Origin of the sequence: Antrihabitans cavernicola (assembly GCF_008297975.1) — a bacterium.
Classification (GTDB): Bacteria; Actinomycetota; Actinomycetes; order Mycobacteriales; family Mycobacteriaceae; genus Antrihabitans; species Antrihabitans cavernicola.
The window spans coordinates 228,807-242,148 of sequence record NZ_VLNY01000003.1 but is presented as its reverse complement, the minus strand read 5'-3'; the positions used below and the strand labels follow the sequence as shown (position 1 = coordinate 242,148).

The window sequence follows — 13,342 nt, the reverse complement described above, 5'->3', positions numbered from 1 at the left end:
GTCGGCACAACCGCACTCGCCGATTTCGGCACCGAGCCGGGCCCGATTGGTTAGCGTCAGGCATCTACTGAGGACGGTTTCGCGCAATGGGGTTGGAATGAGCATGGCTTCGATGGGTAACCGCTGGCTTCGATTCGCATCGAGTGTGCTGATGATCGTGGGGTTCGGCGCGATCGTCGTCGCAACTGCTCCCGCCGCCGTCGCCGCGCCACCGACGGACTCGTTCTACGATCCGCCCGCCAACTTCGCGAGTGCCGCGCCCGGTGCAATCTTGAAGAGCCGACCGGTGACGGTCAAGGCTCTCGAGCTGTTCCCCGTCAACGTTCAGGCATGGCAGTTGCTCTACCGGACCACCAACTCCGACGGCAGCCCGTACGCCGCGGTCACCACCGTGATGATTCCGCAAGGACCGGCGAAGCCGCGGCCGCTGCTGTCCTACCAAACCGCCTACGATTCGACCCAACGCGAATGCATGCCCTCGTACTCGTTGCGCGAGGCAAACCCCCTCGACCTGCTGGATTCGACCAAGCAGGCGCCATGGGCCCTCCCACCGCTGGAGTTCGCCCTCGCCGCTGCGGGGCTCGACAAAGGCTGGGCGGTCTCGATGCCCGACCCCGGCGGCATCGACAATCACTTCCTCACCCCGCGGGTCATGGGGTACACCACGCTCGACGGCATTCGCGCGGCCCAGAACTTTGCTCCGCTCGGCCTGCCGGGCAAGAGCACGAAGACCGCGATGTGGGGGTACTCCGGCGGTGGTATCGCGACCAGTTGGGCATCCGAGCTGCAACCGAAGTACGCGCCCGAACTGAATCTTGCCGGTGCCGCGATAGGCGCACCCGTGCCCGACCTAGCGACCGCGTTGAACACGGCCAACGGCCGCATTCTCGCCGGACTCATCCCGATCGGCGTCAGTTCGATCTCGAAGGACTCGCCCGAGTTCGCCGCAACGATCGACAAGTATCTGACCCCGGAGGGCCGGTCCATCATGGCCGCCGCAGGCGCGCAATGCTTGAACAAGAATGTTCTGTTCAACATGTTTCGGCAGGTCTCGAGCTACATCACGGTTCCGCTCGATCAATTGCTCGCCGATCCGGTGGTCAAGCGTGAGATCGCAGCGCGCACTCGCCCGCCTGCAGCACCGACCGTCCCGATGTACATCTACAACGGCGTCAACGACGAGGTGAGTTCGATTGCCGGAGTGGACAAGACGGTCGCTCAGTACTGCTCGACAGGTACGTCGGTGACCTACACTCGAGATGGGCTTCCGGACATCGTCAGCGATCACACCATCGTCGCACTGACCGGCGCCGGTGGCGCGTTCGCCTGGCTCGACAGGGCGATGTCGAGCGATCAACCGGTCAATCCGCCCGGCTGCCGCACGTCCACCGTCGCATCGACTCTGCTCGATCAAGGCAACCTGAGTGCTCTGCCGGACTTCGTCGTGACCACGATCAAGATGCTGTTCGGGGTGGCCCTCGGTCAGGGCCGCTGATTCAGCGGACGAACAAGCCGATGCATTCGACGTGATGCGTGAGCGGGAACGCGTCGAATGCTCGGATCTGCTCCACCCGGTAACCCTCGCTCTGGTACAGCGAGACATCGCGCGCGAAAGAGGCCGGGTCGCAACCGATATGGACGATGCGCTCCGGACCGTGGTGTGCGACTGCAGCTATCACCTCGCGCCCAGCCCCTGCGCGGGGCGGATCGAGCACCACCACCTGGGGGCGGGCCGGTAGCTCGGGGATGGCGCGCTCCACCCGTTGCGCCCGCATGTCGATCTGCGGCAGGTCGCCCAGCGCGCGGACCCCGTCTGCCACCGCGGCGCCCGACGATTCCACCGCCGCAACGGTTCCCGATGCACCGACTTGCTCTGCCAGCTGGGCCGCGAAAACACCTGCACCGCTGTACAAGTCCCACACCACAGCGTCGCGCGATGCCTGCGCCCACTCCGAGATCACCTGCGAATAGGCGTCGGCCGCGCCACGATGGGCCTGCCAGAAGCCGGTCGCACCCACGCGCCACTCCCGATCACCCACGCGCTGAACGGGTTTCCCGGTTCCATCGACCACGCGCTCGGCACGCGGACCGCCTGCGGCAGCACGTCGAGCCATCGCTCCCCTGCGCCCAGGACTGCGCTTGCCCGTTTTCGACACCCGCGCGGGCTCGAGCTCCACGACATGGCGAGTCCGCTCGCTGTCGATCGCCACCTGCACGTCGGATCCCGGGCGCCACTCCTGATCGTCCAAACCATCCATCGCCCCCGGAACGGGTTGGGGGCAGCGAAGATCGGTGATCACATCCGAACTTCGGAAGCGGTGGGTTCCCACGCGACCTCGGTCGTCGACGGCCAGCCGAACCCGCGTTCGCCAACCTCCGCCGTTACCTGTTCCCGCGATCTCGTCGACGTCGACACTCATGTCGAGCCCGGCAAGTCGTCGAAGTTGTTCGGCCACCACACTCGCCTTGATGGCGCGCTGAGCCGACAACGTCGCGTGCGAGAAATCGCAGCATCCGGCGCCACCGGGTCCGGCGACCGGGCATAGCGCGGGGATGCGATCGGCCGAGGCCTCGATGATCTCGACGGCGTCCGCGCGACAGAACGATCCGCCCCGATCCTCGGTGATCGTTGCTCGAACCAACTCCCCCGGCAAGCCGTGCCGAACGAACACGACTCGACCCTCGTGACGAGCGACGCAGAAACCGCCGTGCCCAGGATTGCCCAACCGCAACTCCAACGTGCGGCCGAACCAGCGCGAATCAGTCACTTGTCCTGATAACCGCGTCGAATTGCACCAGGTGCGTCTTCCCAGCCTTCGCGCTTGGCGCGCTCGGACGACATCAGCTGCCACGGAACGCTCGTCACCATCACACCGGGCTCGAACAACAGCCGCCCCTTGAGCCGCAACGCGCTCTGGTTGTGCAGAATCTGCTCCCACCAATGGCCGACGACGTACTCGGGGATGAAGACCGTCACCACGTCGCGCGGCGCATCCTTGCGCACCCGCTTGACGTAGTCGAGGACCGGTTTGGTGACTTCGCGATACGGCGATTCGACGACCTTGAGCGGCACCGTCACGTCGCTCTTCTCCCATTCGCGCACAAGAGCGCGGGTGTCGGGCTCGTCGACGTTGACGGTGATGGCCTCGAGTGTGTCCGGTCGCGTCGCCCGTGCGTAGGCGAGCGCGCGCATCGTCGGCATGTGCAGCTTGGACACCAGGACGATCGAATGCGTGCGGCTGGGCAGCACGCCGTCCCACTCGGTATCGGCGAGTTCCTTGGCGACCGTGTCGTAGTGCTTACGGATGAGTCGCATCAAAACAAAGATCGCGGTCATCGTCACGATGGCGATCCAGGCACCGGCGAGGAACTTGGTGACCAGCACGATCACCAGCACAATCGCCGTCATGGTCAAGCCGATCGCATTGATGACGCGCGAACGCATCATGCGCGAGCGCTCCGCCGGATCGGTCTCGGTACGCAGATGTCGCGTCCAGTGTCGAATCATGCCGGTCTGGCTGAGCACGAACGACACGAACACGCCGACGATGTAGAGCTGGATCAGCTTGGTGACCTCGGCGCCGAAGAGCACGACGAACGCGATGGCCGCACCGGCGAGGAACAGGATGCCGTTGCTGAAGGCCAATCGATCGCCGCGGGTGTGCAGCTGGCGCGGCAGGAACCGGTCTTGCGCAAGCACCGACCCGAGTACGGGAAAACCGTTGAACGCGGTGTTCGCGGCCAGCACCAGGATCAGAGCGGTGACGACGGTGATGAAGAAGAAGGCGACGGGGAAATCACTGAACACCGAATGCGCGATCTGCGCGATCAACGTCTTCTGCTGATAGCTGTCCGGCGCCCCACCGAGCTGCGTCCTCGGGTCCTGCGCGTAGACGATTCCAAGCTTCTGCGCGAGCAGGATGATGCCGAGCAGCAACAAAATCGAGATGCCACCCAGCATGAGCAGCGTGGTGGCAGCGTTGCGTGACTTGGGCTTGCGGAACGCGGGAACGCCGTTGCTGATGGCCTCGACCCCGGTCAGCGCGGCACAGCCGGACGAGAATGCTCGTGCGATCAGAAACGCGAATGCGATGCCGTAGAGGTGCGAATTCTCGCCGTGCAGTTCGAATCCTGCCGACTCGGCTTTGATGTTGTCGCCGAGTACATAGATGCGGAACAGCCCCCAGCCGAGCATGAAAATCATGCCGACGATGAATGCGTACGTCGGAATGGCGAAGGCGATGCCGGATTCCCGGATGCCACGCAGGTTCACCGCGGTCAACAACACGATGGCCGCGACTGCGAACAGCACCTTGTGTTCGGCGACGAACGGCACAGCCGATCCGATGTTGGACGCCGCGGACGACATCGACACCGCCACGGTGAGCACGTAGTCCACCAGCAGCGCGCTACCCACGGTGAGCCCTGCGGTCGGGCCGAGGTTGGTGGTGGCGACCTCGTAGTCACCGCCGCCCGATGGGTACGCATGCACGTTCTGCCGATAGCTGGCGACGACGACGATCATCACCGCGGCGGTCGCGAGGCCGACCCACGGCGCATACACGTACGCAGACAGGCCCGCGGTGGAGAGAACGAGGAAGACTTCCTCGGGCGCATAAGCGACCGACGACAACGCGTCCGATGCGAAAACCGGCAAGGCGATTCGCTTCGGTAGCAGGGTGTGCCCCAGTGTGTCGCTACGGAAGGGCCTACCTAGCAAGAGGCGCTTGGTCGCCGTCGTGAGCTTGGACACCGGGAAAGCGTAGCCGCAACCGGGAACATCCATTTCGAGCACCACCACCTCGACCCGATCCGCGCCGATGCAGGCGCGCCGTGGTGTGATCGGCGGTACGGTTCCATGCCGTGGGCAGCAACAGTGATGGGGAGTGACAAGCGTTGTACGTAGTCGTGATGGGATGCGGACGCGTCGGCTCGGCACTCGCCGCGGGTCTGGAACGTATCGGGCACGAAGTAGCCGTGATCGATCGAGACGAGAGCTCGTTTCTGCGACTCGGACCCGACTTCGCCGGCCATCGCGTCGTCGGAATGGGTTTCGACCGGGACGTGCTCGTGAACGCCGGAATCGAACGAGCCCAGGCATTCGCGGCCGTCTCGTCCGGTGACAACTCCAACATCATTTCGGCACGCGTCGCGCGCGAGACGTTCGGAGTGGAACGCGTCGTCGCACGGATTTACGACGCCAAGCGCGCCGCCGTGTACGAACGGCTCGGAATCCCTACTGTCGCAACGGTTCCCTGGACCACCGACCGGTTCCTGCACACCCTCGTCCAGGACAACGAGATCACCAAATGGCGCGACCCGTCCGGTGCGGTCGCCGTTGCCCAACTGAGCTTGCACGAAGACTGGTTCGGCAAGACCGTCACCGATCTCGAGACCGCCACCGGGTCACGTGTCGCCTTCATTGTCCGCTTCGGTGAGGGCGTGCTCCCCAATCGGAAGACCGTCATCCAGGCCGACGACACCGTGTACATCGCCGCGGTCTCCGGCACGGTCGGCGAGGCCGTCGCCTTGGCAGGCAACCCCCCACCGGCAGAGAACTGAGGACATCGACGATGAGAGTCGCAATTGCCGGCGCGGGTGCGGTCGGACGATCGATCGCCCGTGAGCTGATCCGGGCGGAGCACGACGTGATGCTGCTGGAACGCCAACTCGATCACGTCGATTCGAAAGCGATTCCCGAGGCGACGTGGGTCCACGCAGACGCGTGTGAGCTAGCCCTGCTGGAGGCCGCGAAACTCGAGACGTACGAGGTGGTGATCGCCGCTACCGGCGACGACAAGGCCAACCTGGTGCTGAGCCTGCTCGCCAAGACCGAGTTCGGCATCAGACGTGTCGTTGCCCGAGTGAACGATCCCCGCAACGAGTGGCTCTTCGACCCGTCCTGGGGTGTAGACGTCGCGGTGTCGACGCCGCGGATTCTCGCGTCGTTGGTCGAAGAAGCGGTATCCGTCGGCGACCTGGTGCGATTGATGACGTTTCGTCAAGGTCAGGCGAACCTGGTCGAGATCACCCTGCCCGGCAACACACCGCTTGCCGGCAAGCCGGTCCGCAAGCTCGACTTGCCGCGCGATGCCGCGCTGGTCACGATTCTGCGTGGTGGTCGGGTGATCGTCCCGCAGTCCGACGACCCGCTCGAAGGCGGCGACGAACTGCTGTTCGTGGCGTCCGTCGAGGTCGAAGATGCGCTACGAGCGGCGGTCGGCGTTTAAGCAGGCTTGTCTTCGGCGTCCTCGACCACGGCCGGTTCGCTCTTCTTCACCATGTGGTCTGCGCGCCGCGCGGCCCACACGCTGACCAGGAACGCCAACGCGGTCAACGGCCAGCCCATCGCGATACGTGCGACAGCGAGCCAACCCGCCTGGTCGGCGTCGTAGAGCTGCGACTGCACCAGGTAGCGCGCCCCGAAGACCAGCACCCAGGCGGCGGTGGCGATGTCGTAGCCGATCAATGCCCTACGGTCGGAGCGCCACGAGTTGCCGTGCCCGTTCAGGAATCCCCACAGCACGCCGACCAGCGGCCAGCGAACCAGAATCGACACCAGAAACACGCCGCCGTAGAGCAGGCTGGTGTAGATACCGAAGAGGAAAAAGCCCTTCGCATCGCCGGTCCGGTACGCGATGAACGCGCAGACACCGACGCCGATGAATCCGGAGATCGCAGGCTGCACGGGACCTCGACGGATCAGCCGCCAGACCAGGATCGCGGCAGCAACGCCCAGCGCCGACCAGACTGCCACTGTGAGGTCGAAAATGCTGTTGACCGGCACGAACACCAGGATCGGCAGGGTCGAGTAGATCAACCCGCTGATGCCCCCGAGTTGCTCGAGGATGGTCTGGGGTTGGTTGTCGGTCACCAGACGAGGGTGCCACAAGGCATGGCCGACCCGGGAATCCGCTAGCTGTTTTCCTGCAGTTCGTAGTACGGGTTGTAGATCACCTTGTCCGACCCGCGTTCACCGACGCGGCCCCGCACCTTGACGGTCTTGCCCGGTTCGATGCCAGGAATGCGACGACGACCGATCCATACGAGGGTGATGGTGTCGGTGCCATCGAAGAATTCGGCTTCCATGCCCGCACCCGCGGCCTTCGGGCATGCCTCGACGCTGCGGAGCCTGCCCAGCATGGTGACCTCGTCACCGCGGCAACACTCCGACGCCCGCTGCGCTCCCGAGGCGTCGGCGGTCTCTGCCATTTCGCGGGCGTCGCGTTGATCGATGTCCTCGGTCAACTTCTTGCCCAGCCGTCGAAAATAGCCTGTGGCGGGGGATGCCATGGCGCGCTCCTCGAGCAATTGTGGTGCGGTGCAAATCTCGGCCTCGAAACTACTACCTTCCAGGCCATCCGAAGTCGACTGTAGACCCATCCTGATACACGAACCACTCGGTGCGCCGGTACAAAAACGTTCTTGGCAAAATCGAGGCATGCAGCCTGGTCCGCGGCCTCGTGCCGCCGTTGTTTTGCCTGGTACAGGCTCCAACGCGGCATTTGCGAAGGTTGCCTTCGGGCCGTGTGTGAGCGGCCTCTCGATTCCGCTGATCGCCGTCGAACCGGACCCGCGCCGCGTCATCGAGAGTTACGTCACAGCGATGGTCGATGCGTCGCAGCGGTACGGCCCGATTCTGGTCGGCGGCATTTCCCTCGGTGCTGCCGCCGCAGTGAATTGGGCGATCGAAGCCGACGCCACAGCTGTTGCCGTGCTGGTTGCTCTGCCCCCGTGGACCGGAGCATCAGGCAGTGCTCCCGCCGCCCTGAGCGCGGCATTCACCGCCCAGAAACTGCGCGACCAGGGACTCGACTCGGTCACCGCCGAGATGCGTGCCAGTAGTCCACCATGGCTCGCCGATACCCTGACCGCATCGTGGCATCAGCAGTGGCCGGACCTGCCCGCCGCGCTCGACGAAGCCGCGCGCTACGGTGCGCCCACGCTCGACGACCTGTCGGGGTGCACGGTGCCTGTCGGCATCTGCTCGGCCGTCGACGATCCGGTGCACCCGCTGGCCGTCGGCGAGGAGTGGGCCGCTCGACTCCCCCGCGCCGGGCTGTTCCGTACGACCCTGGACAGGATCGGCGCCGACCCGGCGGAACTGGGCAACGGCGCCGTAACTGCTTTGGCTGCAACGGGTTTCGTGCTCTGAATTCCGCTACTGGCGACCCAGCTGCTGCATTGCGGAGCCGCCCGCACCGCGTCGCGGCCGCTTCGGCTGCTGCGGTTCCGGTTCGCTCGGCTGGGGTAACGCCGGCTCCAGCTCGGCGGCGGCTTGCTGCGCCAACTGCTGTTGGTGGGCGGCCATCAATTGTTCCGCCAGCACCTGCGGCAGCACGACCGGCAACGGCGTGCGCACTGGGTGCGGATCGTCGCCGCGGCGTACGACCGTCTCCCGCAGAATTTCGCGCGCCGCCTCGACAAGGGGCAGCCCTTCCTCGGCCGCTCCCTTCGGCCCGACGGCGACCAGCCGGACCATCCAGCGGTAGCCGTCGACACCGATGAAACGCATGTCGGCGCCCTCGGCCGATGCCACCAGTTCGCGACCCCACGGACCGTTCTCGATACTCACCGAGCCGTTGTCCTTGCGCAGCGAGTCGGCGAGGTCGGTCGTGACATCGCGCCACTGCCCTGCCGATTTCGGTGCCGCATAGGCAGCGACAGTGATGCGACCGACATCGGTCAACATCAGGTGCACGGCTTGCGGGGCGCCGTCCGGGCCCATCTCGACCTGAAGCTGGCCGCCGGCGGGCACGGGCACGATCACCGAGCCCAGATCCAGTCGCTCGCCTTCGAAGGAGTCTTCTTCGACATCGTTGGCGTCGTACGGTCCGCGATCCTCGTCCGACGCAGTCGGTGCGTACTCGTCCGCGACATCGTCGAAGTCGTCCGCGGCGTCGTCGTCGGGGGCTCGATGGTAGCCGCGCGGTTCGTCCGCGAAGAACGTCTCCGGCTCGGAATCGGTTGCCTTCTTACGCTTTCCGAACATGATCATGCCCCCTTCGTCACCGCGGCAGACAAGCTGGCGTGGCCGCCGCTCGACCCGTATCCGCCTGCTCCGCGAGCAGTCTCGTCCAGCTCGTCGACCTCGACGAAGTCGACCAACTCGACCCGCTGTACCAGCAGCTGGGCGATCCGATCGCCGCGTCGCAGCTCGATCGGCGTCTGCAGATCGTGGTTGATCAGGCACACCTTGATCTCGCCGCGATAGCCGGCGTCGACGGTGCCCGGCGTATTCACTACCGACAGCCCTGACTTTGCCGCGAGGCCGGACCGCGGATGGATCAGGCCCACGGTGCCGACCGGTAGTGCGATCGCAATTCCGGTTCCGACCAGCGTCCGCTCACCTGGTGCGATGGTGACGTCGACCGTGCTGCACAGGTCGACACCGGCATCGCCCTCATGGGCACGCTGGGGAATTGCTATCTCTGGGTCGAGGCGCCGCAGGGCGATGGGGGGTATGCCGCTCACGTGGACCGAGACTACGCCCACGGCCGCGGCTGTTTAGGCTGGACTGGTGTCAGAACAATCCCGGCCAGCTCCTGCCGAACGCGATGGCGACTCAGGAACGAAATATTCCGAGCGTCTATGGGTTCCGCTGTGGTGGTGGCCCATCGGTTTGGCTATCACGGGACTGTTGGCCGCGGAGATCCACATGGGCGCCCCCGGCCTCCGGGCCTGGCTGCCCTACGTGATCCTGTTCCCACTGCCCGTATGGGTGCTGTTGTTCTTCAGCAGGCTGACGGTCGAAGTGGTACCCGCCGCCGGCGCGAGTGCCGGCGAGTTGCGGGTCGGTAGGGCGCATCTGCCCTTGAACGTGGTCGCGCGAGCGGGATCCATTCCCGCCAGCGCAAAAAGTGCCGCACTCGGGCGGCAATTGGATCCAGCGGCATACGTGCAGCATCGACCGTGGGTGCCGTCGATGGTGCTCGTGGTGCTCGACGACCCGGACGATCCGACGCCCTATTGGTTGCTGAGCACTCGCCGCCCTGCCGCACTATTGGCCGCGATGGGTGTCTCGGACGCCGGAGCTAGCAGCTCGGCGCCCGAGACGAGATAAACCGCGGCACAACTTTCATGGACCGCGTCGCTACGCGGCAATTTTCATGGACCGCGTCGCTACGCGGCACAGTCCATGCAGATCAGCTGGCCGTTCGAGCTGCTCGCAAGCCTGCTCCGATGGTGAACCAGGAAACAGCTCGCACAGGTGAACTCGTCCGCCTGCTTCGGGATGACCCGAACCGAGAGCTCTTCGCCGGACAGGTCAGCGCCCGGCAGTTCGAACGACTCCGCGGTATCGGACTCGTCCACGTCCACAACGGCGGACTGCGCCTCGTTGCGGCGGGCTTTCAGTTCCTCCAGCGAATCCTCCGACACATCGTCGGATTCGGTTCGCCTCGGTGCGTCGTAGTCGGTTGCCATTGTCTCTTCCCCTCGTCTTCCTTCATGTATCCCGGCCCTGGCATCGCCGCGTCGAAACGATCCGTTTCGACGCCGTCACCATGACCGCCGGTGGTGCACTCGAACTTGGTGTTGTGTCAACGTCTCGGGTTGTTCGAAAGTGCCCGAAACGGCGGTTGGAGAAACACGAACTGCACCGAGAACGGTTCCTCGACCCTGGTTTGCCACGCTGCGAAATTTCGGTCTCGGCCGCCAGACAATAGCGGACAGATCGGCAATTGTCGCTCTCGCGATCCGATCAGCACGAAAGTGTCGGGCAATCGTCACCAACAACGCCGCGCCGCGAGACATTCCGCGAACCCCGGGGATCGTCGTCACACCGAGTCGGGCCATCTAGAGTGATGACGCATGCCGACCGCATTCCCGTCGGAACGCTGCACTTTTCGCAGACCGAACCACGAAAGCGACGCCGTGGTTCCCACGAAAGGCACACTGTGGTTTCACTGATCACCGAGGGCAGTTCGACGGACCCGGACGGTAAGCGGTACCCGCATCGCCGGGCCACCCCCTGGCTGGTGATGGTCGCCATCACGGCGTTGATCGGCGCCGTGGTCTGGATCAAGGTGTTCACATCCGACGACGCGAGTACGGCTGCGATGGCGTGCAACAGCCCCACCGTCCCCGCGTCGCAGGATCCCGGCGCCCCGCCACCCGCTCCGCTGGGTGAGCGGGTCGGATCGGCCAGCGTGCACGATGTGGAGCCCGCCGCCCTTTCGGCGACCAAGGTGCGCGTCTTCAACGCCAACGGTGAGCGAGGTCAAGCTGCGCACGTCGCCTCCGAGCTCAGCGACTACGGCTTCGCAAGTGCTCCCGACGTGCAGGTAGGCAACGATCCCGTCTACGTCGATCAGAACATGCAGTGCTCGAGCCAGATCCGATTCGGTCCCAGCGGCCAGGCGGCAGCGGCAACGTTGCAGTTGGCGGCGCCGTGCGCCGAACTGATCGAAGACAAACGTCAGGACGACACCGTCGACCTTGCCCTCGGCACCTATTTCAGCGACATCGCGCCGAACACGGATGCCGACGAAGTACTGCGGTCGCTGAAGGACCCGCCGCCCGGCGTAGCTCCTGCGCCCTTGGACATCAAGTTGCTCGAAGCCGCCCGCACGGCGAAGTGCTGACCGTTCAAGCGTCCGGAATGGGTGCGTAAGCCCCGATCTCGTCGAAGATCGCGCCCAACTCCGACGCGATACCAGGTGCGACGGCGACCACGACATCGCCTGCCGCACTCATCGAATCGGCGGTGGGCAGATGGACGTGGGCACCGGCCTCAGCGGCGATCAAGGCACCGGCCGCCCAGTCCCACGGGCTCAATCCGTGCTCGAAGTGCGCGTCCACCTGGCCGGACGCGACCATGCACAGGTCCAACGCAGCCGATCCGATGCGTCTGATGTCACGAACCCGCGGTAGCAATGCACCGATCAGCTCGCCCTGCGCGGTGCGACGAGCAGCGCCGTAGCCGAATCCGGTGGCCACCAGAGCCATCGACACGGATTCGATGTCGGTGCACCGCAAGTCGGTCCTCGTACCGTCGCCCGACCGAGTAGCGCCGTGCCCCAGCGCCGCGCTGTAGGTGTATTCACGTGCGACGTCGACCACTGCGCCGGCGACCGAGCGACCCTCGATCTGCACGCCCACCGAGACCGCGTAGGCCGGAATTCCGTAGAGGAAATTGACGGTTCCATCGATCGGATCGACCACCCAGCGAATACCGTGCAGCGATTGCGACGACCCACCGCCCTCCTCACCGAGAATCCGATCCTCGGGGCGCAAACGCGCCAGCAGTGCGCGAACGACTTCCTCGGTTTCGGTGTCCACCACCGTGACCGGATCCGTTGGCGTGCTTTTGGATTGGACGCTATCGGCGTCGTCGGTGATGCGACTGGCACCCACCCCGCCGAACACCTCTGGACGGCGAGCCCGAACGTGCGCGGCAGCCTCCTCGGCGATCCGGACCGCTACGTCTCGCAATTCGAGTAGGTCAACACCGGGCAAATTTTCGGATTCCGACTCAGGCACCTCTCAATCGCAACACAGATACCGGTACTTACGCACTAATGTTGGCTCCGACGAGAGCCGGACCACACTTCGCCGGGAGAACTTCATGCCTGATCAAGTAAAGACAGCATTCGGAATCGACGTCGGCGGCAGCGGGGTGAAAGGCGGAACTGTCGATTTGTCGACAGGCGAATTGATCGGCGAACGAATCAAGATCCTTACGCCGCAGCCTGCCACGCCGGAAGCGATCGCCGACACAGCGGCCAAAATCGTCGCCGAGGCGTCGTGGGAAGGACCGGTCGGGATCACGCTCCCCTCCGTCGTCTCCGCCGGAATCGTGCATACGGCCGCCAACATCGACAAGTCGTGGATCGGCACCGACGCGGACGCCTTGTTCAGCAAAGCGTTGGGCGGCCGTGAGGTCACCGTGCTCAACGACGCAGACGCCGCCGGACTGGCCGAGGACAAGTACGGCGCAGGCAAGGACGCCACCGGTCTTGTCATCCTGGTCACCCTTGGGACCGGAATCGGATCTGCCCTGCTCAACCACGGCGTGCTGGTACCCAATACCGAGTTGGGTCACCTCGAGGTCGGCGGCAAGGAAGCCGAGCACCGCGCGGCATCGTCGGTCAAGGAGAAGAAGGGCTGGAGCTACGAAGAGTGGGCCGAGAGAGTCAGCCGCGTGCTGTCGACCTACGAGGCGCTCTTCTGGCCCGATCTGTTCATCGCAGGCGGCGGCATCAGCCGCAAGAGCGACAAATGGATCCCGTTGCTGACCAACCGAACTCCGGTCGTTCCGGCGAAATTGCTCAACACCGCGGGCATCGTGGGAGCCGCCATGGCCGCCGAGACGGGCATCGCGCCGGAGTGATTCGTGATC

15 protein-coding genes are annotated in these 13,342 nt (G+C 65.0%); 7 read left to right on the top strand and 8 right to left on the bottom strand.

All coding sequences use genetic code 11. From position 1 onward, the window contains the following. Positions 1-97 precede the first annotated feature (97 nt). The gene (locus tag FOY51_RS08365; protein ID WP_235916198.1) at positions 98-1,495 is read left to right on the top strand and encodes a lipase family protein; all 1,398 of its coding nucleotides are present in this window, start codon (positions 98-100) and stop codon (positions 1,493-1,495) included. Position 1,496: 1 nt separating this feature from the next. Here FOY51_RS08365 and FOY51_RS08360 read toward each other — a convergent pair whose 3' ends face one another. Continuing rightward, the gene (locus FOY51_RS08360; protein ID WP_149429755.1) at positions 1,497-2,768 is read right to left on the bottom strand and encodes a class I SAM-dependent RNA methyltransferase; all 1,272 of its coding nucleotides are present in this window, start codon (positions 2,766-2,768) and stop codon (positions 1,497-1,499) included. Beyond that, positions 2,765-4,753 carry an APC family permease gene (locus tag FOY51_RS08355; RefSeq protein ID WP_149429754.1) on the bottom strand — a complete coding sequence of 663 codons (1,989 nt, stop codon included), beginning with the start codon at positions 4,751-4,753 and terminating at the stop codon, positions 2,765-2,767. The genes FOY51_RS08360 and FOY51_RS08355 overlap by 4 nt, the downstream gene beginning before the upstream one ends. A 143-nt stretch (positions 4,754-4,896) precedes the next feature. On the opposite strand from FOY51_RS08355, the gene FOY51_RS08350 reads away from it, so the two are divergent. Then, the gene (locus FOY51_RS08350; protein ID WP_149429753.1) at positions 4,897-5,562 is read left to right on the top strand and encodes a potassium channel family protein; all 666 of its coding nucleotides are present in this window, start codon (positions 4,897-4,899) and stop codon (positions 5,560-5,562) included. Between the two features lie 11 nt (positions 5,563-5,573). Then, positions 5,574-6,230, top strand: coding sequence for a potassium channel family protein (locus FOY51_RS08345; RefSeq protein ID WP_149429752.1), 657 nt, complete (start codon positions 5,574-5,576; stop codon positions 6,228-6,230). Here the strand turns inward: FOY51_RS08345 and FOY51_RS08340 are convergent. Continuing rightward, positions 6,227-6,874, bottom strand: a complete 648-nt coding sequence (locus FOY51_RS08340; protein WP_149429751.1) for a DUF3159 domain-containing protein — start codon at positions 6,872-6,874, stop codon at positions 6,227-6,229. The genes FOY51_RS08345 and FOY51_RS08340 overlap by 4 nt on opposite strands. Before the next feature lie 41 nt (positions 6,875-6,915). After that, positions 6,916-7,293, bottom strand: coding sequence for an OB-fold nucleic acid binding domain-containing protein (locus FOY51_RS08335; RefSeq protein WP_149429750.1), 378 nt, complete (start codon positions 7,291-7,293; stop codon positions 6,916-6,918). Between the two features lie 148 nt (positions 7,294-7,441). On the opposite strand from FOY51_RS08335, the gene FOY51_RS08330 reads away from it, so the two are divergent. After that, the gene (locus FOY51_RS08330; RefSeq protein WP_149429749.1) at positions 7,442-8,155 is read left to right on the top strand and encodes an alpha/beta hydrolase; all 714 of its coding nucleotides are present in this window, start codon (positions 7,442-7,444) and stop codon (positions 8,153-8,155) included. Positions 8,156-8,161: 6 nt separating this feature from the next. On the opposite strand, the gene FOY51_RS08325 is transcribed toward FOY51_RS08330, so the two are convergent. Together FOY51_RS08325 and dut are read right to left on the bottom strand one after the other, a co-directional pair. Next, positions 8,162-8,992, bottom strand: a complete 831-nt coding sequence (locus tag FOY51_RS08325) for a DUF3710 domain-containing protein (protein ID WP_149429748.1) — start codon at positions 8,990-8,992, stop codon at positions 8,162-8,164. Positions 8,993-8,994: 2 nt separating this feature from the next. After that, on the bottom strand, positions 8,995-9,474 hold the full coding sequence (gene dut / locus FOY51_RS08320; protein ID WP_149429747.1) for a dUTP diphosphatase: 480 nt from the start codon (positions 9,472-9,474) through the stop codon (positions 8,995-8,997). Positions 9,475-9,520: 46 nt separating this feature from the next. Between dut and FOY51_RS08315 the strand changes: the two genes are divergently transcribed. Next, positions 9,521-10,063, top strand: a complete 543-nt coding sequence (locus FOY51_RS08315; protein WP_149429746.1) for a DUF3093 domain-containing protein — start codon at positions 9,521-9,523, stop codon at positions 10,061-10,063. Between the two features lie 59 nt (positions 10,064-10,122). On the opposite strand, the gene FOY51_RS08310 is transcribed toward FOY51_RS08315, so the two are convergent. Then, entirely contained in the window at positions 10,123-10,425 is a 303-nt protein-coding gene (locus FOY51_RS08310) for a DUF4193 domain-containing protein (RefSeq protein WP_149429745.1), read from the bottom strand. Between the two features lie 473 nt (positions 10,426-10,898). Between FOY51_RS08310 and cei the strand changes: the two genes are divergently transcribed. Further along, positions 10,899-11,585 (top strand): envelope integrity protein Cei, encoded by a 687-nt coding sequence (gene cei, locus FOY51_RS08305; RefSeq protein ID WP_149429744.1) that lies wholly within the window; start codon positions 10,899-10,901, stop codon positions 11,583-11,585. A 4-nt stretch (positions 11,586-11,589) separates the two neighbouring features. Here cei and FOY51_RS08300 read toward each other — a convergent pair whose 3' ends face one another. Continuing rightward, on the bottom strand, positions 11,590-12,483 hold the full coding sequence (locus tag FOY51_RS08300; protein WP_149429743.1) for an inositol monophosphatase family protein: 894 nt from the start codon (positions 12,481-12,483) through the stop codon (positions 11,590-11,592). Positions 12,484-12,568: 85 nt separating this feature from the next. On the opposite strand from FOY51_RS08300, the gene ppgK reads away from it, so the two are divergent. Beyond that, entirely contained in the window at positions 12,569-13,333 is a 765-nt protein-coding gene (gene ppgK, locus FOY51_RS08295) for a polyphosphate--glucose phosphotransferase (protein WP_149429742.1), read from the top strand. Positions 13,334-13,342: the final 9 nt, after the last annotated feature.